Here is a 21,436-nt window from a genome sequence, read left to right on the forward strand (position 1 = left end):
CGTGGTCGCGCCCGCGCCCTCACCACTCCCACGTCCATCTCGCCGCTAGTCGAGCCCGGCGTGGTCGTCGCTCGCGCGGATGAACCGCGTCATGCCGACCTGCTGGGTCGGGGGCGGCGCCGTCGGCACGTCGTGTGGCAGCAGGTAGGGCCGCCGGACCACCTCGTCCATCACGAGCACCGACTCCACCGCGCGGATCTCGGGCAGGGTCGCCAGGACGTCGGTGACGAAGTGGTGCACCTCGGCCACGTCCCGGGCGCGGACGAGCAGCATCGCGTCGTGCTGGCCCGTGGTGACGGCGCAGTACTCGACCTGCCTCATCTCCGTCACGCGGCGGCGGAACGAGGACCACGTCTGCGGGCTCACCGTGACGAAGACGAGGGTGCAGATCCCGAAGCCGACCTTGCGCGGGTCGACCTGGGCGCTGAAGCCGGTGATCACGCCGGAGGCGAGCAGGTTCTCCACGCGCGTGTAGACCGTGGCGCGGGAGACCCCCACCTGATCGGCGAGGGCCGACATGGAGATCCGGCCGTCGCTGCGCAGCCCGGCGAGGATCCTCTGGTCGACGTCATCGGGTGGGCCGGCGGTTCGTCCAGTCGACGGGCTCGCGGCATCCTTGCCTCTGGACATTCGTGCCCTCTCTGGCCGCAACAGGTGTCGTTCATCCGCCGTGATCGATTGTTACTGGACGAGCTGAGAAGCAGTGCCGCATGATACGGCCGAATCGTCTAGTTGACGCTGTCTGCGGGCGCAATCCGTCGAGCCGCGACACGCGCGCGTGGGGGTACTCATGACCGGTCCGATGTCCAACCGCGGCCGCGGCCGCTCGGTGGCGCTGGCTGCCGCCGCACTGGTGGCCGTGGCCGTGGCCGCCTGCGGGTCCGGCTCGTCGGGTGGCGGCGGGGGAGCGGGCGGCGACACGCTCGTCATCGACTCGAGTTTCGACCTCAAGACGGTCGACCCGGGCCGCGAGTACGAGCTGACCGGGCAGATGCTCACCAAAGGCATGTACGAGACGCTGCTGACCTTCGCGGGCAACGACCTGACCAAGCCGGTCGGCGAACTGGCGACGGGCTACGAGCTCTCGCCGGACGCGACGACGCTGACGCTGCCGCTGGCGCAGGGGCGCGTCTTCTCCGACGGCACCCCGGTCACCGCCGACGATGTGGTGTTCTCCCTGCAGCGCCTCATCGGCCTCAAGGGCAACCCGTCGTTCCTGCTCGACGGCGTCACCGTGGCCAAGAAGGACGCCACCACGGTGGTGCTCACCAGCGCGAAGCCGAACCCGGCCCTGCCGTTCATCCTGCCCAACCCGGCGCTGTCGATCGTCAACTCGAAGGTCGTGACGGCCCACGGCGGCACCACCGACGACAAGGACGCCGCCGAGGGGTACCTCAACGGCGCGTCCGCGGGATCCGGCCCGTACGTCCTGAAGTCGCTCGACGTGGCCAGCCAGGCCGTGCTGACCCGCAACACGGCGTACAACGGCCCCGACAAGCCCGGCTACGGCACCGTCGTGATCCGCAACGTCAAGGCGGCCACCCAGGTGCTCAACGTCCAGAAGGGCGACTCCCAGGTCGCGCTCGACCTCTCGGGTGACCAGGTGACCAGCCTCGACACGAGCAAGGTCACCGTCGCCAGCGGCGCGTCCGCGTACACGATCTTCCTGCTGCTCAACCAGAGCCCCGAGGTCTCGCCCGCCACCAGCAACCCCCAGTACGTCTCGGCGGTGAAGAAGGCCATCGACTACCCCGGGCTGCTGGGCGTGGCCGGGACGGGCTCGGTGCAGCCGGCGGGCATCATCCCGTCGATGATCGCGGGGACGCTGCCCGCCGCCGACGCCCTCAAGCCGGACGTGGCGGGGGCCAAGGCCGACCTCGCCGCCAGCGGGATGGCCGACCAGAAGCCCAAGCTCGCCTACCCCAGTGACCTCACCCTCAACGGCTTGAGCTTCCAGACGCTCGCCGAGAAGCTGCAGTCGCAGCTCGCCGCCGCCGGCATCACCGTCGACCTGGCGCCCGCCCCCGTGGCCACCGAGCTGGACAACTACCGCAACGGCAAGGAGCAGATGGGGCTCTGGTACTGGGGACCGGACTTCCCGGACCCGTCCAACTACCTCGCCTTCGCGCCCGGCGGCCTGATCGGGAAGCGCGCGAACTGGCCCGCCACCGCGGCGCCGGACATCGACACTGTGGCCACCACCGCGGGGGCGACCGTCGACACCGCCCAGCGTGACGCCGCCTACCAGCAGTTCCAGCGGAGCCTCAACGCCTCCGGCCCGTTCATCCCGCTCGTGCAGCCGCCCTCCAACATCGTCACGGCGACGTCGGTGACGGGGGCTGCGTACAACCCGATCTGGACGGTTGATGTCGGTGCCATCGGAGCCGAGTAGCGCGGCCGAGGGCGCGGTCGCCGACAGGGACACGCACCGGCCAGGGCACCCGCTGGCCCGGTACGTGCTGCGCCGCATCGGGGTGTCGGCACTGCTCGTCCTCGGCGTCACGCTGGTGACGTTCGTGCTGACGAACCTCGTGCCGGGCGACACCGTCGCGGCCAACCTCGGGCAGCAGGCGGCGGAGGACCCGACGATCGTGGCGGCCTACCGCGCCCACTACGGGCTCGACAAGCCGTTGCCGGAGCAGTACCTGACCTACCTGGGGAACCTGCTGCGCGGCGACCTCGGGGAGTCGCAGCAGACCCACCGGTCGGTCGTGGCGGACCTGTCGGCCGCGGTGCCTGCCACGCTGGAGATCGCGATCGGCGCCATCGTGCTGTCGATCCTGGTCGGCGTCGGCCTCGGGGTGGTGGCCGCGGTGCGGCGCGGGCATCTCACCGACAGCGCACTGCGGCTGGTGTCGCTGGTGGGCATCTCCGTGCCGACGTTCTGGCTGGCCATGGTGGCGTTCTACGTCTTCTCCTACCAGCTCGACATCGCCCCCGGGTCGGGACGGCTCTCCCCGGCCACCACCGCACCACCGGACGTGACCGGCCTGTACACGGTGGACTCGCTGCTCGCCGGGCAGTGGGTCACGTTCGGCGACGCCGTGGCGCACCTGATGCTGCCCACGCTGGTGCTGACGCTCTACACGGTCGGGCTGCTCACCCGCTTCACCCGCTCCGCCGTGCTGGAGGTGCTCGACCAGGACTACGTGCGCTCGGCGCGGGCGAAGGGCCTGCCGGGCCGTACCGTGCTCGTGCGCTACGTGCTGCGCGCCGCGCTGGTGCCGATCCTGACGGTGGTCGGCCTGGCGTTCGGCGCCCTCCTGTCGGGCACGGTGCTGGTGGAACAGATCTTCTCCTGGCCGGGGATGGGCTCCTACGCCTACCAGGCGGCGTCGCACCTCGACCTGCCGGGCGTGATGGGCGTGGGGCTGGTCGTCGGCGTGATCTACGTCGTGATCAACCTGGTCGTCGACCTGCTCTACGGCGCCATCGACCCCCGGGTGCGTGTCACATGAGCGCCGTGGTCAGTGCGGATCCGCTGCGGTCGAGCGGCCTGCGGGCGCGGTTCCGCAAGCGGATCCCGCAGGCCTGGCGCACCCCGCTGGGCGTCACCGGCGCCGCGGTGGCGGCGCTGTGGATCCTCGTCGCCGTACTCGGACCCGTCCTGTGGCCCTACGGCCCGCTGGCCCAGGACTTCCCCCGCCTGGAGGCGCCCAGCGGCGCGCACTGGTTCGGCACCGACGAACTGGGCCGCGACGTGTTCACCCGCGTGCTGGCAGGCGCGCAGGTGACGGTGCCGCTCGCGCTGCTGCTCGTCGGGCTGTCGGTGGTGGTCGGTGGCGTGCTCGGGCTGGCGGCGGGGTTCTTCGGGCGCTGGGTCGACGAGACCGTGATGCGGCTGACCGACCTGGTGATGGCGTTCCCCATCGTCATCCTCGCCATGGTGGTGGCCGCGGCGCTCGGGGCGAGCCTGGTCAACGCGGTGCTGGCCGCGCTGGTCGTGTCCTGGCCCGCGTACGCCCGCGTGACGCGGGGACTCGTGGTGGGCGTCCGTACCGCCGACTACGTGCTGGCCGACCGGCTGCTCGGCTTCTCCGCCCTGCGGTCGCTGCGCACCGACATCGTCCCGATGGTGGTGGGGCCGGTGCTGATCCTCGCGACCCTGGACATCGGCACCGCGACGCTGCTGCTCTCGGGCCTGTCGTTCCTCGGGCTCGGGGCGAAGCCCCCCACGGCGGAGTGGGGCTCGATGGTGTCCACCGCGGTCCAGAACTTCGACTCGTGGTGGCTCGGCGTGTTCCCCGGCCTGGCCATCCTGACCGTCGTGATGGCGTTCAACTTCCTCGGCGACGCGCTGCGCGACGCCCTGGACCCGCGCACCGCGGGCGTCCTCGGGAAGGCCGAGACCCGATGACCGTGCTGGACATCGCCGGTCTCACCCTTTCCATCGGCGGGACCGAGATCCTGCGCGGCGTGGACCTGCGCCTGGAGGCGGGCCGGGTCCAGGGGCTGGCGGGGGAGTCCGGCTCGGGCAAGACGATGACGGGGCTCGCGGTGATGGGGCTGCTGCCGCCCGGGTCGCAGGTCGGGGGGCGCATCACCTACGGCGACCAGGAGCTACTCGGGCTGTCCCCGGGCCGGCGCAACGCCCTGCGCGGCACCGAGATCGCCATGGTGTTCCAGGACCCGTCCACGAGCCTGCACCCGATGCTCAGCGTCGGCGCGCAGACCACCGACCACCTGCGCCACCACCTCGGGTTGCGCCGGGGCGCCGCGCGCGAGCGGGCCGTCGAGCTGCTCTCCCGGGTGCGCATCCCCGATCCGGCGGCTGCGCTGCGCCGTTACCCGCACCAGTTCTCCGGCGGGCAGCGCCAGCGGATCGCGATCGCCATCGCTCTGGCCTGCTCGCCCACGGTCCTCATCGCCGACGAGCCCACCACCGCGCTCGACGTCACGGTGCAGGCCGGGGTGCTGCACCTGCTGCGTGACCTGGCGTCGGAGATGGGCCTGGCGGTGCTGCTCGTGACGCACGACCTGGGCGTCATGAGCGCGGTGGCCGACCGGGTGGCGGTGATGCGGCACGGCGAGGTCGTGGAGGACGGCGAGCGCCACCAGGTGTTCACCGCCCCCGCGCACCCCTACACCGCGTCGCTACTGGCGAGCCTGCCCGGCGCCACCGGCGGTGTGCAGAGCCTCGACGACGTGCGCGCGCTGGAGGGGACGTGAGCAGGCTGCTCGACGTGACGGGGCTGCACGTGACCTACCGGGGGCGCCCACCGGTGCGGGCCGTCGACGGTGTCGACCTCGCGGTGGAGGCCGGGCAGGTCGTGGGCCTGGTGGGGGAGTCGGGGTGCGGCAAGTCCACCATCGCCCGCGCCGTCTGCGGACTGGTGAAGCCGGCGGCGGGCACCGTGACCGTCGACGGCACCCCCGTCACACCCCTCGGGCTGCGCCGCCGCCCGGCCGCGCTCACCCGCGTCCAGATGGTGTTCCAGGACCCGTACGCCTCGCTGCACCCCCGGCGGGCGATCGGCGTGCAGATCGGCGACGGGGTGCGCGCAGCCGTCACCCGGGGCGCGGCGCCCTCCGAGCCCGCGGAGTGGCTGCGGCGGGTCGGGCTGGACCCCGACGCGGCCCGCCGCCACCCCCACGAGTTCTCCGGCGGCCAGCGCCAGCGCATCGCGATCGCGCGGGCCCTGGCGGCGCGGCCGGACCTGCTCATCGGCGACGAGCCGATCTCGGCGCTGGACGCATCGACGCAGGCCGTGGTCGCGGCGCTGATGCGCGACCTCGCGGTGGACAGCGGGGCCGGGCTGCTGTTCATCTCCCACGACCTGTCGGTGGTGCGGCTGATCGCCGACCGGCTCGTCGTCATGTACGGGGGGCGGGTCGTCGAGTCGGGTCCGGCCCAGGAGATCTGGCGCGACCCGCAGCACCCCTACACCCAGGCGCTGCTCGCGGCGGTTCCGGTGGCCGACGGCTCGGGGCGGATGCCCGCCCCGCCCGTCGACGACGCCCGGTACCCGCAGGACGCGGTCCTGCGCTGACGCGGACCGGCGACCGGCGTTCCCGCACGGATCGCTTGTACGATCGGCGACATCCGATCGGCTCGGCCGATCCGAGAGCGATCCGAGCGATCCGCGAGAAGTGAGGCTGTGATGGCGACCCCGGCGGTCCCGACGCAGGCCGTCGAGTTCGAGATCACGAACATGGTCGGCCACCTGCTTCGCGCCTGCCAGCAGGCGCACGTCGCGATCTGGTCCGACGTCTTCCCCGCCGGTCTCACGAGCCCGCAGTTCGCCGTGCTCAACGCACTGGCTCAGGAGGGCGAGCTCAACCAGACCACGCTCAGGTCACGCGCTCGTCTCGACCGCTCCACCGCGGCCGACGTGATCCGCCGCCTGGCCGCCCGGCGGCTGATCACCCACATCAAGGATCCCGCCGACGCCCGACGCCGCGTCGTGCGACTGACCCAGGCCGGCCGCGCCGTCTACGCCGAGGCCGTCGACCGGGCCTTGACGGTCAACGAGACGGTGCTCGGGGGGCTCGACGAGACGCAGCGCACGCAGCTGGTCTCACTCCTGCAGGCGCTGCTCGACCAGCACAGCGACCTGCTCGGCTACGAGGTCGACAGGGCGCCCGTCACGGGTTGACGTGCTCCGTCGGGCAGGTGCACATTCATCCGCATACTGACAAACTTCTCTGCGTCTCGGCCGCCGGCAAGGAGCTGTGGCCTGAGGTACGTTTGACGTGCTCATTGGCGATAGGAGGGACGGAACGCCCAGGCGTCCTTGACCGCGGTCCCGGACCGTACGTAGCTTCGTCAGTATGCGGACGAAATTGGCGTGCACCCCGGGCGATCTCCGATGACCCGTACCGAGCGGAGTGAGTTCCTGGTGATCGGGGGCGGGATCGGCGGTCTTGCCACCGCGCTCGCCCTGGCCCGGGAGGGTCGTCGGGTTCGCGTGCTGGAACGCGAACCGCAGTTCGGCGAGATCGGCGCGGGGCTGCAGCTGGCGCCGAACTCCTCCCGGGTGCTGGATCGCCTCGGCGTCCTGTCCGACGTCACGCGCGATGCGTTCTTCCCCCGCCGTCTCGTCCTGCGCGACGCCATGACCAGCGATCCGATCACGGCGATGGAGACGGCCGAGCCGTTCCTCGAGCGGTTCGGCTACCGCTACTTCGTGACGCACCGGGCCGACCTCCACCGTGCGATACAGGTGGCCTGTGAGGACAGCGGGCTCGTCGAGCTGTTGGCGTCCAAGCACGTGCTGCGCGTCGATCCGGGCGGAGCACTGGTCGCCTGCGCCGACGGCAGTGCGTACGAGACCGAGGCACTGATCGCCGCGGACGGGCTCCACTCCCGGACCCGCACGATGCTCATCGAGGACGGTGAGCCGGAGGACTCCGGCTATGCCGCCTACCGCGGCACCGTGCCGATCGAGGCCCTGGCCGAGCACGGCGGGCTGCGTGAGCCCGACGGCATGGTGATCTGGGTCGGGCCGGGCCTGCACCTGGTGCAGTACCCGGTGCGCCGCGGCGAGCTGGTCAACCAGGTCGCCACGTTCGACACGCGTCGCTATCCCGCCGGCACCGACGACATCGGACGCCAGCTCGACCGGGTCTTCGAACGCACCTGCCCGGAGGTCGCCCACGGTGTGGCGCTCATGGACCACACCCGGCGATGGCCGTTGCTGGACAGGGCGCCGATGAGGGGGTGGAGCCGGGGCAACATCACGCTGGTCGGGGACGCCGCGCACCCGATGCTGCAGTACCTCGCCCAGGGCGCAGGCCAGGCGATCGAGGACTCGGTGGCGCTCGCCGACAGCGTGACAGCGCACCCCGGCGACATCGAGGCCGCCTTCGCGGCCTACGAGTCCCACCGCTACCCGCGCACGGCGAGGGTCCAGACCACGGCCCGCACATGGGGCGAGATCCTCCACATCGACGGGGTCGGCGCCGTCATGCGGAACGCGCTCCTGTCGCAGCGGGCCGACGACGACTTCGAGATCGTCGACTGGCTCTACGGGACGGGCAGGTCGTGGCGGAGCGGATCGACCCTCGGGAGTCGTTCTCGGGGCACGAGCTGACGACGCCGTGGGATGCGTTGCACCGCGCCTACTTCAACGGCTACGCGCTGTGGACCTACCTCACCACGCCGTTCCTCCTCGCGAAGCCCGGAACAGCTGATGGTGTCGATCGAGCTCAGCGACGTCCACTTCGTCAGGTGACTGTCGTGGCGCGGTGGAGGAGACCGGCGATGCCGAGCACGACGATCGTGAGCGCGAGCACGGCGGTGGTCGCCGCGTAGACCGCGGGTGCGGTGCCGTAGTTGAGGCTGCTGTAGAGGTAGACCGGCAGGGTGCTCACGGACGGTGTGGTCAGGAAGGCCGAGATGACCACGTCGTCGAAGGAGAAGGTGAAGGCCAGCACGGTGCCGGTCAGCACCGCTGGCAGGAGTGCGGGGACGACGATGTCGCCCAGGATCCGCAGCTCGGACGCGCCCAGGTCGCGCCCGGCGTCCTCGAGCCGGCGATCAAGGGTGAGCACCCGCGCCCGGACGATGAGCGCGACGACCACCATCGTCATCGGGGTGTGCGCGGCCGCGAGCGTCAGGAAGCCGAGCGGGACGCCGAGCCGGCCGGCGAACTGCAGGAGCGAGACGGCGAGCACGACCTCCGGCATGATCACCAGCAGGTAGCCGAGGCCGGCCAGCGCCCGGCGCACCCGCGCCGACGGGTGGCGCACCATCGCGTAGCCCCACGCCGAGCCGAGCAGGCCGGAGACGGCCGCGACCACGAGGGCGACCTGCAGGCCGGTGAGTGCCGCCGAGCGGAGTGAGTCGTCCTGCCATGCGGCGGCGTAGGCCCCCAGCGACCAGCCGGTGAGACGGGCGGTCTGCCTGCCGTCGATGCCCTGGTTGAACGAGTAGAGCACGGAGACGAGCAGCGGCAGGTACAGCACGGCGAGCCCCAGAGCGCAGACCACGCCCAGCGCCGTGCGGGTGGACCGCAATCGCGTCATCGCGGTCTCGTCATCGTCGTCTCGTCACCGCGGCGCCTCGTCGAACCCCCGGGTCAGGCGCAACAGCAGGGCCACCAGCACGCCCACCGCGACCAGGATGAGCACCGCGATCGCGGAACCCAGCGCGTAGTTCTGGGACTGGACGTACTGCGTCTGCAGGAGCTGTCCGAGCAGGAGACCGCGGCCCCCGCCGAGAAGCTGCGGCACCACGAGTTCGCCGAGCATCGGTACGGCCGTGAGGAGCGCGGCGGTGGCCACCCCCGGTCGCGCGAGGGGCAGCACCACCGAGGTGAACCGGCGCCATGCCCCCGCTCCGAGGTCGGCCGCCGCGTCCGTCGTCGACCGGGGGATGCGGGAGAAGACCACGTACTGCGGGAGGACGGCGATCGGGAGATAGCCGTAGACGATCCCGATGACCACCGCGGCCCGGGTGCCGATCAGGTCCAGCGGCGCGTGCAGCAGCCCGAGCGCGTGCAGAACGCTGTCGACGGGCCCGCCGCTTGCCAGGATGACCTGCCAGGACAGCACCCTGATGAGGAAGCTGGAGAAGTACGGCAGCAGGATCGCGGCCAGCAGCGCACCGGCGAACCGGGCGGCGTGCCGCGCGATGAAGTAGGCGATCGGCATGGCGAGCAGCACGCTGAGCGCGCCGCAGCCGACAGCGAGCACGACGGTCTGCACGAAGGTCTGCGCGTACAGCCCGCCCAGCGCGGTGCGGTAGTTGTCGAGGGTGAACCCGAAGGTCACGTCGCCGAAGCCGGGGTGGGCGAAGGACAGCGCGACGGTCAGCAGCAGCGGTGCGACGAAGACGGCCGTGAGCCACAGCCCGGGCGCGGCGGCCAGGAGATGGGGCACGAGCGCGGCTGCGTCACTCCGCGGCGTCGCGCGGCGAGCCTGGTCAGGACAGTGCATGGAGCTCGGTCTGGATCTCCTGGTAGACCGGGATGGTGTCCGGGTTCACCACGAAGGTGGTGAGCTTCGACAGGTCCACCCCGGCGCCACCGAAGATGAGATCGACGTTGTCGATGCCCGGCGGCAGCTTGCCGCGCAGGCCCGCGAGCGCGGTGGGGTAGCCGAGGAACCGGGTGTCGGTGATCTGTGCCTTCTCGGTCAGCTCGTAGTTGAGGAAGGAGTAGACGGCGTCGAGGTGCGGGGCGTTCTTCGGTATCGCGTAGCTGTCCACCCACAGCTGGCTGGTGGGGCCGGGCACCGACCAGCGCAGCGCGGGGTTCTGCTCGATGGCGCGCCGCGCCCCGGCCTGGTCGTGGATGGCCAGGACGATCGAGCCGTTGACGATCGGGTCCACGTTGGAGCTGGTGAACTGCGGTTTCGTCCTGGTGACCCAGTCCTTCATCCGGTCACCGGCCGCGCGGATCACCGACTGGTCGGTGGTGTTCCAGTCCTTGCCGTCGGCCCAGAGCGCGACGCCGACGTTCTCCCACCCCGACGCGGACAGCCGGATCTTGCCCTGGACGCCGGGCCGTTCGCCCGCGTCCAGGAAGTTCTGCCACGTGGTGATGTCCCCGCCCACGGCCCGGGGGTCGTAGATGACGCCCTGCAGCCCCCAGTCCTTCGGGACCGAGTACTGGTTGTGCGGGTCGTAGGCGCGGTCGAGCAGGGACGGGTCGAGTGTGGACAGGTTGAGCCTGCTGTGGTCGATCTTCTGGACCAGGTCGCGCGAGGCGTACTCGGTGATCCATCCCGATGTCGGGACGACGAGGTCGAACCCGGTTCCCGCCGCGCTGTTGAGCTTGGCCGAGAGCGTGTCGTTGGAGTCGTAGGTGGTGATCTTCGGCGTGATGCCGCTCGCCGTGGTGAAGGCGGTGAGGTTGTCCTGGGCGAAGTAGTCGGCCCAGCTGTAGATGTCGAGCTGGGACGCCGCCGCCGAGCCGCCGCCCGCGCCACCGCAGGCGGCGAGGAACGCGGTGGCCGACAGGGCGCCGGCGGCGCCGAGGAGGTTCCGGCGGCTCAGCCGCAGGTCGTGCAGGGTCATGGAGGGCTACCGTTCGTCAGAGCGGTGGACAAGGGATAGACGTGGGCCGACGCGGCGGGCCAGTGCGCCACGACGTCGGCGCCGACGTCGGGAACCGTGGGGCCGCCCCATCGCGGGCAGCTGCTGACAAAGGTCGTACCGCCGGGCGTCGACGCGGAGATCCGCAGCTCGGGGCCCACATCGACGACTTCGGTGACCCGCACGGGCACGGCGTTGTCCATCACGGACGGCGGGCGCGGTTCGATCGCCACCCGCTCCTGGCGCACCGCGACCACGACGGGCTCGCCGACTGCGGGAGCTCCGTGCGCCGTCTCGGCATGCAGGAGCCCCACGTCCGTGGCGATGCTCCACCGCCGACCACGGGCCGTGTCGACGCGGCCGGTCACGAAGTTGTGCTCCCCGATGAAGCGCGCCGCCCAGAGCGTGGCCGGCGCGTCGTAGATCTCGGCGGGCGTGCCCTGCTGCTCCACCCGGCCCTCGTGCACGACCACGACGCGGTCGGCGAGCCCGAAGGCCTCGTCCTGGTCATGGGTCACGTACACGAAGCTCGTGCCCAGCTCGCGGTGGATCCGGCGCAGCTCGATCTGCAGGTCCCCGCGCAGCCGGCGGTCCAGAGCACCCAGCGGCTCGTCGAGGAGGAGCACGGCCGGCTCGTTCGCCAGCGCCCGTGCGATGGCGACGCGTTGCTGCTGCCCCCCCGACAGCTGCGCGGGCCGCCGTTGCTGCACACCCTCGAGCTGCACGAGCCGCAGGAGGTCGTCGACCAGCGCGGCCCTGTCCTTGGCTCGAACCCCGCGCAGCTTCGGGCCGTATCCGATGTTCTCGGCGACGGAGAGATGCGGAAACAGCGCGTAGTTCTGGAACACCGTGTTCACCTCACGCCGTTGCGCGGGCAACGACGTGACGTCCCGGCCGGCGATCCAGACGCTGCCCGAGTCCGGCTGCTCGAACCCGCCCAGCACGCGCATCGCCGTCGTCTTGCCGCTTCCGCTCGGTCCGACGATCGCGACGAACTCACCCGGCGCGACCGTCAGGTCGAATTCGACGAGTGCCTCGACCCCGGGATAGCTCTTCGACACACCGCGCAGCTCGGCCGAACCGCCCACCCGGGTACGCACGCCCGGGCCGGCTCGGCCGGGCGCGCCACGAGTACGGCGAGAAAGCAGCATGGCTCGATACTATTGCCGACCGAGGCGTCCGTCGAACGGCAACAACATCATTCGGCCGATATCTCCGCCGCATCGGAAGTCATTCCTCCGGATCGGGACATCGGCGCCCGACCGGACATCTGTCGCCTCTGGTGGCGCTGTCGGGCTGCCTCTGAGCTGCTCGAATGCCTCGTCGGCGACGGGTACCGATGGGCCGGTATATCGGGAGCCGAGTATTTCGTGGCGTTGAGAAAACCCGGTCCAACGGTGAGACTGCAATGATGGATCACGTAGGGCCGACAACATCGGGGCAGGTTCGTGGGCGAGTGCTGAACGGGGTGTGCCGCTTTCTGGGGATTCCGTATGCGGCGGCTCCGGTGGGGCCGAACCGGTTCGCTCCGCCGGCCCGTCCACCCACCTGGGACGGGGTCCGCGACGCGCTGGAGCACGGACCCACGGCACCCGCTGCCCGCGACCCGGAGCCGCTGGAGCGGCTGCTCTCCCCGGCCGTGGTCATCCCGGGCGAGGAGTACCTGAACGTCAACATCTGGGCTCCCGAGGACGCCGGCAGCGTCCCGGTGATGGTCTGGATCCACGGCGGCGGCTACACCAACGGGTCCAACTCGCTGCCGACCTTCGACGGCACCGCGTTCGCGCGCGACGGCGTGGTGCTGGTGGGCATGAACTACCGGCTCGGTGCCGAGGGCTTCCTGCTGCTTCCGGGCGGCACACCGAACCTCGGCCTGCTCGACCAGGTGGCGGCGCTGCGCTGGGTGCAGGAGAACATCGCGGCGTTCGGGGGCGACCCCGGCAGCGTCACCGTGTTCGGCGAGTCGGCAGGCGGCATGAGCATCGCGGCGCTGCTGGCGATGCCCGCCGCCGAGGGGCTGTTCCGGCGGGCCGTCGTGCAGAGCGGCGGTGGCCACCTCGTCCTGTCGGCGGCCACGGCCGCCCGCTTCGCGGACCACGTGGCCGACGAGGCCGGCGTGCCTCTCGAGGACGTGCACCGGGTGTCGCCGCAACGTCTGGTGGAGGCGCAGCAGGCACTCGCCGCGCGGATCCAGGCGGTCCCCGCCGCTGCCGGGTGGGGTGGCGCCGCGGTCAACGCGCTGGTCTACGAGCCGGTGGTGGACGGCCACGTACTGCCCGACCTGCCGATCCGCCGCATCGCCGCGGGATCCGCCGCCGGGATCGACCTGCTCGTGGGGTCCACGAGGGACGAGTACCGGCTGTTCCTCGTGCCGTTCGGCGCCATGGACCGCGTCACCGAGGCGGCGCTGCAGGCCCTCGCCGCTGAGTACGGGTTGCCGGAGGACGGGCTCGACGAGTACCGGGCGCTGTGGCCGGAGGCGTCCCCCGGCGTGCTGCTCACCGACGTCGTGACGGACTGGTTGTTCCGCATCCCCACGATCCGGATGGCCGAGGCGCACCCGGGCGCGCACGTGTACGAGTTCGACTGGGCGTCGCCGGTGCTCGACGGTGCGCTCGGGGCCTGCCACGCGCTCGAGCTGGGGTTCGTGTTCGACACGTTGCACTGCACCACCGGTCTCACGGGCCACGAACCGCCGCAGGAGCTCGCCGACGCGATGCACCGGGCGTGGGTCGCGTTCGCCACCACCGGGGATCCGGGCTGGGAGCCCTACAGGCAGGAGCGCAACGTCCGGAGCTTCGGCACGACGGTCGAGACCGTCCGCGATCCCCGCGGCAGCACCCGGGCCGTCTGGGACGCGATCCGCTGAGCCGGTAGCTCTGGCACTCATCGTCAGCTGGGCGGCACTCCTTGTGTGGTGGGCGCGGGTGCGGGCGCGGCAGCCTCGAGGGACCCGGATGCCCAGGAATCGAGGAGCAATGGCAGTGGTGCTCGACCGGCCGAGTGTCGGTGAGGCGGACCGCAAGCAGCGTGCGGACCTGGTCGGGCGGGCCGCGGAGCTGGTCCCGCTGTTGCAGCGCAACGCGCAACGGACCGAGGACGGGCGGCGCGTGGTCGAGGAGAACATCGCGGCGATCGAGGCCGCCGGGTTGTTCCGGCTCACCCAGCCGAAGCGGTTCGGCGGGTTCCAGGCCGACTTCCGCACGAAGATCGAGGTGATCCGGGAGCTGGCCCGGGGCTGCGGGTCGACGGGATGGACGACGAGCCTGCTCACGGGTGGGTCGTGGTTCGTCGGCATGTGGAACGAGCAGGTGCAGAACGACGTGTGGGGCGAGCACCCCGGCGCCCGGATCGCCGGGGTGCTCGCCCCGACCGGCAGCGCGACGGCGGGGCCCGGCGGCTTCACCGTCTCCGGACGGTGGTCGTACTGCACCGGCTGCCTGCACGCCCAGTGGCTCTTCCTCGGTGTCCCGGTCGTGGACGCCGGTGGCACGGTCGTCGACCAGGGGCTGGTGCTCGTGCCTGCCACCGACGTGGCCGTCGAGGAGACCTGGTTCGTCGCCGGGATGCGGGGCACCGGCTCCAACACGGTGGTCGCGGACGAGGTCGTCGTGCCGCGGCACCGGTTCGTCTCGCTGCGCACCCTGCAGGCGGGCGGGAACGACAGCCCGTACCCCGACGAGGAGCTCTACCGGGTCCCGTTCGCGGCCGCCGCGATGACCGACCTGGCAGGTCCGCAGCTCGGGCTCGCGCAGGCGGCGCTGGACTTCGTGGTGGAGCAGGCCGGTCGCCGCGGAATCGCCTACACCGACTACGCGACCCAGGCCGACTCACCGGCCGTCCAGCTCGCGGTGGCGACGGCGGCAACCTTGATCGACACCGCTGAGCTGCTCGTGTTCCGGGCGGTCGCCGAGATCGACGAGGCCGGGCGGCTCGGCTCGGTGCCGGACCACCGCACCCGTGCCCGCTGCCGGATGGACGTCGCCCAGGCGATCGTGAACGCGCGCGAGGCGATCCGGGAGCTGGTCTCCGTGCACGGCTCGGGCGGGTTCGCCGAATCCAGCCCGCTGCAGCGCATCTGGCGCGACAGCGAGGTGGCCAGCAGGCACGCCGTGGCCAACCCGGCGATCGGCGCTCAGGTCTACGGCCGTGCCCTGCTCGGCCTGGGAGAGGGGATCACGCCCCTCGTGTGACGGGTCCGCAGATGCGTCCGGCGGCTGAGGGGACCGCCGGTGCCGCGGCTCGGTGCACAACGCCATGCGGACCGGACCGCAGGGGCGGCGCATGATGGACGGGTGACCGCGCCGGAGGGCGACCCCACGTCCGGAGGGGCTCCCGGGGCGTGGTCCACCCGCGGGATCCGCCCATCGGGAGCGTTCGCCGCGTACCGGGACGTCATCAGCGCCACCTTCGTCCCGCTCGCGGCCACACCGCTGCGCGACCACCCGTTCCGCGCCAGTATCGACCACACCGGTGGCCGCGACCTGCAGCTCTCGACGGTGCGGGCCGACGCCCACCGGATCCGGCGCACGTCCGGGCTGATCGACGACGCGGACGAGGCCTACCTGATGGCCACCGTCCAGGTGGCCGGGCGGAGCAGGGTGCAGCAGGACGGCCGGGAGGTCGAGCTCGTCCCGGGGTCGCTGGTCTTCTGCGACAGCACGCGCCCCTTCGACTTCACCTTCGACGATGAGTTCGAGCAGGTGGTCGTCCAGATGCCCAGGACGTTGCTCCAGGCGCGCAGCGGACTGAGCGACCGGGCCACCCGGCAGGCGACGGCCGTGCGGCTGGACCCGCAGGGCGCGGTGTCGGTGATCGCCGGGTTCCTGTCGTCCCTGGCTGCGGTCTCGCGACAGGACCCCGCCGGTGCGGCCGTCCTCGGCGACCACGCACTGGGGCTGGTCGGCGCGGCGCTCGGGACCGCGGCCGGAACCGGCCCGTCCGAGCCGGACGCCCGCGAGCTGGACCGGGCGCGGGTGCGGGACCACCTGCGGACGAACTTCGTCGACCCGCGGCTCGACGCGGATGTCGTTGCCCGCGCCTGCCACATGTCGCGCCGCTCGCTGTTCCGCCTGTTCGCCGACTCCCCGCTCTCGCTCGCCGACGAGCTGCGGCGGATCCGCGTGGACCACGCCGCCCGGCTGGTGCGGACCCGGCCGTCACTGTCCGTGGCCGACCTCGCCGCCGCCTCGGGGTTCGCCGGCGAGACCCAGCTCTATCGGGCGTTCCGCGCCGTGCTCGGTACGACTCTCACCGCCTACCGGGCCGGCACTGCACGCCAGGGGCGATGAGCAGGCAGATGCGAAAGGGTCGGGGTGGCTGAAACAGCTGTACGCACGGGGCCGGAATGCGGCATCCACGCAACGTCGCGACTCTTGTGGCACTCGTGGTGGCGCTCGGACTGACGCTGACCGCGGCCAGTGGCTCGTGGTGCCTGTCCTGGTGATCACCATGTTCGACGCCGAGACCGCTCCGTGGCTGCAGCACGAGTCCCTGCCCGTCACGATGCAGGTGCCCTACGTTTCGGAGCCATTGCACTGCAGTGCAGACGGGCTGTGCGTGGCCACGATCGGGGAAGGAAAGTCCAACGCGGTGGCGAGCATGACGTCCTTGCTCGACGACCCCGGTCTGGACTTCCACAGTGCCTACTTCCTGACGGCGGGCATCGCCGGCACATCGCCCAGCACCGGAACGCTCGGCTTCGCGGCGTGGGCGCGCTGGGTGGTGGACTGGATCTCGGCCATCATCTGGAACCGGGAAGCGCGCCCGGCGTTCCCCACGGTTACCTGCCCTACGCCGACCAGCACACGAACGTCTTCCACCTGGGGTGCAGGACCGGGGCCACTACCCGGGACAGGCCGCCCGGAAGCCGTTCACGACCGTGTGCGACACCGTGACCGGCGACGACTTCTGGGCAGGCGCCGAGTTGTCGAAGAGCGCCCAGTACGTCGTCGACGTGTGGACGGACAACAAGGGGAAGTACTGTACGTCGCAGATGGAGGACAGCGGTACGGCAACTGTTCTCGCACATCACGGCTATCTCGATCGATACCTGGACCTGCGCACGGCGAGCGATTTCGACCAGCCCTATCCCGGGCAGGACATCCGGGACCTGTTGTCGCAGTTCCCGGGCGCGGATCCGGCCGTCCAGAACGCCTATCTCGTGGGCTCGACCGTCGCCCACCACTTGCTCGGCCCCACCACGGACCGCGGATCATCCCGTTGACGCCGGGCCCCCTTCGGGGTGCGTCGCGAGATAGTGCTCGGCGATGTCATCGCTCGTGCACACCCACACCTCGGGCGAGGAGCAGATCGTCCGCAGCACGCGCGCCAGGTACTTCGCGCGGTGGGGCTGCCCGACGACGAAGGTGTGCAGGGGGAGAGCCATGACGCGGCCCGCGGTGGCCGAGTCCTCGAGCAGCTGCTCGAACTGATCGAGCACGATCCGCTCGTAGTCGGCCCCGGTCAGGCCGGGACCGGTCATGAACATCATGTAGTCGTTGACGTCGAGCGAGTACGGCACCGACAGCATGCCGGGGACGTTCAGCCGGAACGGCTGGTCGTCACAGCACCAGTCGAGGGTGTAGCTGAACCCGGCGGCGGCGAGCAGGCGCGGTGTCGCGTGCGTCTCGGTGAGACCCGGCCCCAGCCAGCCCTTCGGGCGGCTCGGGAGCGAGGCGTCGAGGACCGCGAGCATCTCGTCGAGGTGCTGGTGCTCCTGCTCGGGGGTCATGCCGGACAGGAAGCGCGAGTTGGTCTGGCCGTGCGCCACCCACGTCCACCCGCGCTCCACGCCCGCCTCGATGATCTCCGGGAACGAGGTGCACACGTCGGAGTTGACGATCCCGGTGGCGCGGATGCCGACCTCGTCGAACAGGTCCATCAGCCGCCAGACACCGACGCGGTTGCCGTAGTCGCGCCATCCGTGTGCCAGCGGATCGGGTACGGGCCCCGAGCCGGCCTGGATCGGCAGGCCGGGCCGGAAACGCTCGATGTTGACGCCGGCGTAGAACGCGAGTCGCTTGCCGTCGGGGAACTGCAGAGGCGGCCGCGAGACGATGGGGGAGTACGGATACAGCTCCGGTGTGGTCGTCATGCCGTCACGGTATGACCTGACATCGGTGTCAGGTTCAAGATCGCGGGGGTGTGGATGCGGATCGGTGAGCTGGCCGAGCGCACCGGAGTGAGCGAGCGCTCGCTGCGCTACTACGAGCAGCGGGGGCTGCTGACGGCCGGACGCACCCCGGGCGGTCACCGCGAGTACCCCGACAGCGCCGTCGACCGGGTCATCCGCATCCAGGAACTGCTCGCTGCCGGACTGACCAGCACGAAGATCGCGCAGGTGCTGCCCTGCATGCGGGACGCCGATGGCGGTCCGGCCGAGACCGCCACCCCGTTGCTCGTCGAGATCTTGACGACGGAGCGGGACCGTATCGACCGTATGGTCGGCGATCTGGTCCGCTCCCGCGACGTGCTGAGCGACGTGATCGAGACGGCATCGGACCCGGGCCTGCGTCCCGGGACCGACTGAGGTCCTGTGGGGGCCGGGTCACCCGATGTCACGGATCCGGTCCCTGCCCTGTCCTTCAGGTAGCGGGCGGCGTCCCTGCCTGCTTCGACTGAAGGGACCACCGAGACGTGTTCGACCAGCGGCAGCACCATCGAGGACGCGTGGGAGCGGGGGATGGGCAGGTCAGCGGCGCTGCGCCACACGGCAGCCACGTGGCCGCGCGCGACCATTGCCTCAGTCCGGCACGCGCGGTGGACCGGCCCACCGGGGCGGCCCGCTACGGACGGATGTTCCCGGGCCTGGATTCGTTGGGTACCGACCCGCAGCTCCTCATGCGCGCGGGCACCGACGGCGGGATCTGCGACGCCGCCGCGGTCCTGGACCCGCTGAGCGACGGCGGCGACGATGCCACGGAGGCGGCAGGGTGGCCGTTCTTCGGCCAGCTGATCGCGCACGACATCACCGCCGACCGCTCACCCATCGCCGGGGACGTCGCCCCCGATGCGTTGCGCAACGCCCGCGCCCCGGTGCTGAACCTGGAGATGCTCTACTCCGACGGCCCGATCGGCTCGCCGTACCTGTTCGACCTCGGTGACCCGGCGAGGTTCCTGCTCGGTCCGGACGGCGGTGACGTGCCGCGCAACCAGCAGGGCGTGGCCCTGATCGGCGAGCCTCGCAACGACGTGCACGTGTTCTCGCTGTCCCTGCACGTCGCCCTGCTGCACGCGCACAACCGCATCGTCGACCTCCTGCGCGCGGCCGGGGTGCCCGAGGCGGAGGTCTTCGACCGGGCGCGGACCACCCTCACCTGGCACTACCAGTGGATCGTGGTCCACGACTTCCTGCCCCGACTCGTCGGGGCGAGCCTCGTCGAGCAGGTGCTCGCCGAGGGCAGCCGGTGGTTCGCGCCGCCGCCCCTGCAGGCGTTCATCCCGTTGGAGTTCGCCGACGCGGCCTATCGCTACGGCCATGGGCAGATCCGGCACTCCTATCGGCTGGTCGAGGGGGGTTCGGCGGTGCCGCTGTTCCCTGACCTGGTCGGGTTCGGCCCACTGCCTGCCGACCGGCGGCTGGATCTCGGGCAGGTCTTCGACCTGCCGGGGCGCCCGGCCGCGCAGCGGGCCAAGCGCCTCGACGGCCGGCTCGCGGCGAGTCTCATCGGGTTGCCCGAGCAGGTCACCGGTGTGGTCGACACCGCCGCCTACCGTTCGCTGGCGGTGCGGGACCTGCTGCGCGGGGAGACCACGCAGCTGCCCAGCGGTGAGGCGGTCGCGCGGCTCATGGGCGTGGCGCCCCTGACCGGGGAGGAGGCGGGGCAGAGCTGGCCGCACGGCACCCCGTTGTGGTTCTACATCCTCAAGGAGGCCGAGCACCGTGGCGGCGGTGACCGGCTCGGCCCGGTCGGTGGCCGGATCGTGGCGGAGGTGCTGATCGGGTTGTTGCGTGCCGACCCGGCCGGCTATCTGAGTGTGCAACCGGACTGGGAACCGACCCTGCCCGCCACCGGGCCGAACTTCGGACTGGCCGACCTGCTCACCCTCGGCGCTCGCTGAGGGTGCTTGCGGTCGGTCTCGACGTGTCAACCGTCGGGGCGCCGCTAGCCCTCCCCGCGGTGCATCCAGCAGGACGAGCAGGTGCCGAGGACCTCGACGGTGTGGGTGAGGTCGGTGAAGTCGTGCCGGGACCCGATCGTCGCGGTCCATGCCTCGAACGGCTCGGAGTGGATCGGGACGCTGTAACCGCAGCTCCGGCAGCGCAGGTAGTGGTGGTGACCGGGGTCGGGGCGGTAGCGGAAGAGCACGGTCCCGTCCTCGGCACGGGTCCTGTCGATGTCGCCGATGTCCGCATAGATCCGCAGGGCCCGGTAGACCGTGGCCAGCCCCATCCGGTGCCCCTCGGCGGTGAGCCGGGCGTGGAGGGCCTGGGCCGTCACGAACGCGGAGCTCTCGGCGAGTGCGGCGAGGATGGCCCGCCGCGCCACCGTGGCGACCGGGACCGACGGCGTTCGGCGGGTGGGTCGGGCAGGGCCGTGGCCCGGTGTCGACGGCCGGCCCTGCGCGGCGTCGGTCATCGCGGGGGCGCCGGCACCGGGCCGCTCGTACGGCGGGGGACGGCATCGGGGCGCGCCCGCCCGGTGGCCCGCCGACGGGCGATCACCACGGCGATGACGTACTCGGCGGCAGCGGAGGCCATGATCGTGAAGCTGGGCGGGAAGGTGGGCGCGGCGTAGGCCAGCACGATCCCGGCCCACGTCGCGGCCAGGGCCAGCGCCGCCGACAGCGCGAGGCCGTACCACGGCCGATTGGTGAGCCGCCCCGCGGCGGCCGCGGGCGCGGCGAGCAACCCGAACACGAGGAGCGCGCCCACGATCTGGCTCGTCTCCGCCGCGGCAGCGCCGACGACCGCCAGGAAGAGCGCCCCGACCAGGCGCACGGGCACCCCGCTCGCGGCGGCAACGGCGGGGTCGATGCTGGCGAACAGCAGCGGTCGGGCGATCACGAGGAGCACGACGACCAGCCCGGCGGCGATGCCCGCTGCCGTGGCCGCGGCCGCGGAGCTGATCCCGAAGATCGATCCGAACAGGACGGTGACGTTGGCGTTGCTGTTGCTGTTGGCGGCGTTCGTGGTGAACAGGGCGAGGAAGAACACCCCGACGCCGAGGACCCACGCCAGCGTCGTCCCGATGATCACGTCGTCGGCGTTGACCCGGCCCCCCAGCAGCCCGAGGACGATCCCGAACCCGACCGCGGCCACGAACAGGCCGAAGCGCAGGTCGAGGCCGACGGCGAGCGCCGCGAGCGCGCCGGTGTAGGCGACGTGGGAGAGCGCGTCGCCCGCGAACACCTGGCCACGCATGACGACGAAGTAGCCGGCGCAACCGGCGAGAAGGGCGATGGAGGTGCCGGCGATCAGGGCGGTCTGGATGAACGGATGCGACAGCATGGCGA

21 protein-coding genes and 1 pseudogene are annotated in these 21,436 nt (G+C 71.6%); 14 read left to right on the forward strand and 8 right to left on the reverse strand.

The features are described 5' to 3' along the window. Window positions 1-45: 45 nt before the first annotated feature. Window positions 46-630 carry an Lrp/AsnC family transcriptional regulator gene (locus ACQPZA_RS12495; RefSeq protein WP_433280682.1) on the reverse strand — a complete coding sequence of 195 codons (585 nt, stop codon included), beginning with the start codon at window positions 628-630 and terminating at the stop codon, window positions 46-48. 160 nt (window positions 631-790) lie between these two features. Here ACQPZA_RS12495 and ACQPZA_RS12500 point away from each other — a divergent pair, with 160 nt between their 5' ends. The 7 genes from ACQPZA_RS12500 to ACQPZA_RS12530 all read left to right on the forward strand — a co-directional run bounded on the left by ACQPZA_RS12500 (window position 791) and on the right by ACQPZA_RS12530 (window position 8,033). After that, complete coding sequence (locus ACQPZA_RS12500) at window positions 791-2,392, forward strand: ABC transporter substrate-binding protein (RefSeq protein WP_433280684.1); 1,602 nt, start codon at window positions 791-793, stop codon at window positions 2,390-2,392. Further along, on the forward strand, window positions 2,373-3,458 hold the full coding sequence (locus ACQPZA_RS12505) for an ABC transporter permease (RefSeq protein WP_433280686.1): 1,086 nt from the start codon (window positions 2,373-2,375) through the stop codon (window positions 3,456-3,458). Before ACQPZA_RS12500 ends, ACQPZA_RS12505 begins: the two co-directional genes overlap by 20 nt. Next, complete coding sequence (locus tag ACQPZA_RS12510) at window positions 3,455-4,357, forward strand: ABC transporter permease (protein ID WP_433280688.1); 903 nt, start codon at window positions 3,455-3,457, stop codon at window positions 4,355-4,357. Before ACQPZA_RS12505 ends, ACQPZA_RS12510 begins: the two co-directional genes overlap by 4 nt. Further along, on the forward strand, window positions 4,354-5,169 hold the full coding sequence (locus ACQPZA_RS12515; protein WP_433280691.1) for an ABC transporter ATP-binding protein: 816 nt from the start codon (window positions 4,354-4,356) through the stop codon (window positions 5,167-5,169). Before ACQPZA_RS12510 ends, ACQPZA_RS12515 begins: the two co-directional genes overlap by 4 nt. Continuing rightward, window positions 5,166-5,990 carry an ABC transporter ATP-binding protein gene (locus ACQPZA_RS12520; protein ID WP_433280693.1) on the forward strand — a complete coding sequence of 275 codons (825 nt, stop codon included), beginning with the start codon at window positions 5,166-5,168 and terminating at the stop codon, window positions 5,988-5,990. Before ACQPZA_RS12515 ends, ACQPZA_RS12520 begins: the two co-directional genes overlap by 4 nt. Before the next feature lie 111 nt (window positions 5,991-6,101). Beyond that, a complete protein-coding gene (locus tag ACQPZA_RS12525) occupies window positions 6,102-6,596 on the forward strand; it encodes a MarR family winged helix-turn-helix transcriptional regulator (protein ID WP_433280695.1) in 495 nt (164 codons plus the stop codon). Between the two features lie 213 nt (window positions 6,597-6,809). Further along, window positions 6,810-8,033, forward strand: coding sequence for an FAD-dependent oxidoreductase (locus tag ACQPZA_RS12530; RefSeq protein ID WP_433280697.1), 1,224 nt, complete (start codon window positions 6,810-6,812; stop codon window positions 8,031-8,033). A gap of 133 nt (window positions 8,034-8,166) precedes the next feature. Here the strand turns inward: ACQPZA_RS12530 and ACQPZA_RS12535 are convergent, their stop codons facing one another. Genes ACQPZA_RS12535 through ACQPZA_RS12550 form a run of 4 tightly spaced genes read right to left on the reverse strand, consistent with a single transcriptional unit; the run spans window position 8,167 to window position 12,129 of the window. Then, complete coding sequence (locus ACQPZA_RS12535; RefSeq protein ID WP_433280699.1) at window positions 8,167-8,967, reverse strand: ABC transporter permease; 801 nt, start codon at window positions 8,965-8,967, stop codon at window positions 8,167-8,169. A 24-nt stretch (window positions 8,968-8,991) separates the two neighbouring features. Beyond that, entirely contained in the window at window positions 8,992-9,822 is an 831-nt protein-coding gene (locus tag ACQPZA_RS12540) for an ABC transporter permease (RefSeq protein ID WP_433280701.1), read from the reverse strand. A 43-nt stretch (window positions 9,823-9,865) separates the two neighbouring features. Continuing rightward, window positions 9,866-10,960 (reverse strand): polyamine ABC transporter substrate-binding protein, encoded by a 1,095-nt coding sequence (locus ACQPZA_RS12545; RefSeq protein ID WP_433280703.1) that lies wholly within the window; start codon window positions 10,958-10,960, stop codon window positions 9,866-9,868. After that, window positions 10,957-12,129 (reverse strand): ABC transporter ATP-binding protein, encoded by a 1,173-nt coding sequence (locus ACQPZA_RS12550; RefSeq protein WP_433280705.1) that lies wholly within the window; start codon window positions 12,127-12,129, stop codon window positions 10,957-10,959. The genes ACQPZA_RS12545 and ACQPZA_RS12550 overlap by 4 nt, the downstream gene beginning before the upstream one ends. Before the next feature lie 260 nt (window positions 12,130-12,389). Here ACQPZA_RS12550 and ACQPZA_RS12555 point away from each other — a divergent pair, with 260 nt between their 5' ends. The 5 genes and pseudogenes from ACQPZA_RS12555 to ACQPZA_RS12575 all read left to right on the forward strand — a co-directional run bounded on the left by ACQPZA_RS12555 (window position 12,390) and on the right by ACQPZA_RS12575 (window position 17,204). Then, the gene (locus tag ACQPZA_RS12555) at window positions 12,390-13,847 is read left to right on the forward strand and encodes a carboxylesterase/lipase family protein (RefSeq protein ID WP_433282781.1); all 1,458 of its coding nucleotides are present in this window, start codon (window positions 12,390-12,392) and stop codon (window positions 13,845-13,847) included. 109 nt (window positions 13,848-13,956) lie between these two features. Further along, window positions 13,957-15,171 (forward strand): acyl-CoA dehydrogenase family protein, encoded by a 1,215-nt coding sequence (locus tag ACQPZA_RS12560; RefSeq protein WP_433280707.1) that lies wholly within the window; start codon window positions 13,957-13,959, stop codon window positions 15,169-15,171. 102 nt (window positions 15,172-15,273) lie between these two features. Then, a complete protein-coding gene (locus ACQPZA_RS12565; protein WP_433280709.1) occupies window positions 15,274-16,269 on the forward strand; it encodes a helix-turn-helix domain-containing protein in 996 nt (331 codons plus the stop codon). Window positions 16,270-16,429: 160 nt separating this feature from the next. Then, window positions 16,430-16,726: pseudogene (locus ACQPZA_RS12570) on the forward strand (purine-nucleoside phosphorylase); the annotation flags it as partial. 145 nt (window positions 16,727-16,871) lie between these two features. Further along, window positions 16,872-17,204 carry a hypothetical protein gene (locus ACQPZA_RS12575; RefSeq protein ID WP_433280711.1) on the forward strand — a complete coding sequence of 111 codons (333 nt, stop codon included), beginning with the start codon at window positions 16,872-16,874 and terminating at the stop codon, window positions 17,202-17,204. On the opposite strand, the gene ACQPZA_RS12580 is transcribed toward ACQPZA_RS12575, so the two are convergent. Beyond that, window positions 17,193-18,074 carry a polysaccharide deacetylase family protein gene (locus ACQPZA_RS12580; protein WP_433280713.1) on the reverse strand — a complete coding sequence of 294 codons (882 nt, stop codon included), beginning with the start codon at window positions 18,072-18,074 and terminating at the stop codon, window positions 17,193-17,195. The two genes, ACQPZA_RS12575 and ACQPZA_RS12580, sit on opposite strands and share 12 nt — an antisense overlap. Window positions 18,075-18,128: 54 nt before the next feature. On the opposite strand from ACQPZA_RS12580, the gene ACQPZA_RS12585 reads away from it, so the two are divergent. Both ACQPZA_RS12585 and ACQPZA_RS12590 read left to right on the forward strand, forming a co-directional pair. Then, on the forward strand, window positions 18,129-18,509 hold the full coding sequence (locus ACQPZA_RS12585) for a MerR family transcriptional regulator (RefSeq protein WP_433282782.1): 381 nt from the start codon (window positions 18,129-18,131) through the stop codon (window positions 18,507-18,509). 140 nt (window positions 18,510-18,649) lie between these two features. Continuing rightward, a complete protein-coding gene (locus tag ACQPZA_RS12590; protein WP_433280715.1) occupies window positions 18,650-20,041 on the forward strand; it encodes a peroxidase family protein in 1,392 nt (463 codons plus the stop codon). Between the two features lie 44 nt (window positions 20,042-20,085). Here the strand turns inward: ACQPZA_RS12590 and ACQPZA_RS12595 are convergent, their stop codons facing one another. Further along, window positions 20,086-20,559 carry a Fur family transcriptional regulator gene (locus ACQPZA_RS12595; protein ID WP_433280717.1) on the reverse strand — a complete coding sequence of 158 codons (474 nt, stop codon included), beginning with the start codon at window positions 20,557-20,559 and terminating at the stop codon, window positions 20,086-20,088. After that, window positions 20,556-21,431: a metal ABC transporter permease gene (locus ACQPZA_RS12600; RefSeq protein ID WP_433282784.1), complete on the reverse strand. Its 876-nt coding sequence runs from the start codon at window positions 21,429-21,431 to the stop codon at window positions 20,556-20,558. The genes ACQPZA_RS12595 and ACQPZA_RS12600 overlap by 4 nt, the downstream gene beginning before the upstream one ends. Window positions 21,432-21,436: the final 5 nt, after the last annotated feature.

Source organism: Pseudonocardia xinjiangensis (assembly GCF_050948425.1).
GTDB lineage: Bacteria > Actinomycetota > Actinomycetes > Mycobacteriales > Pseudonocardiaceae > Pseudonocardia > Pseudonocardia xinjiangensis.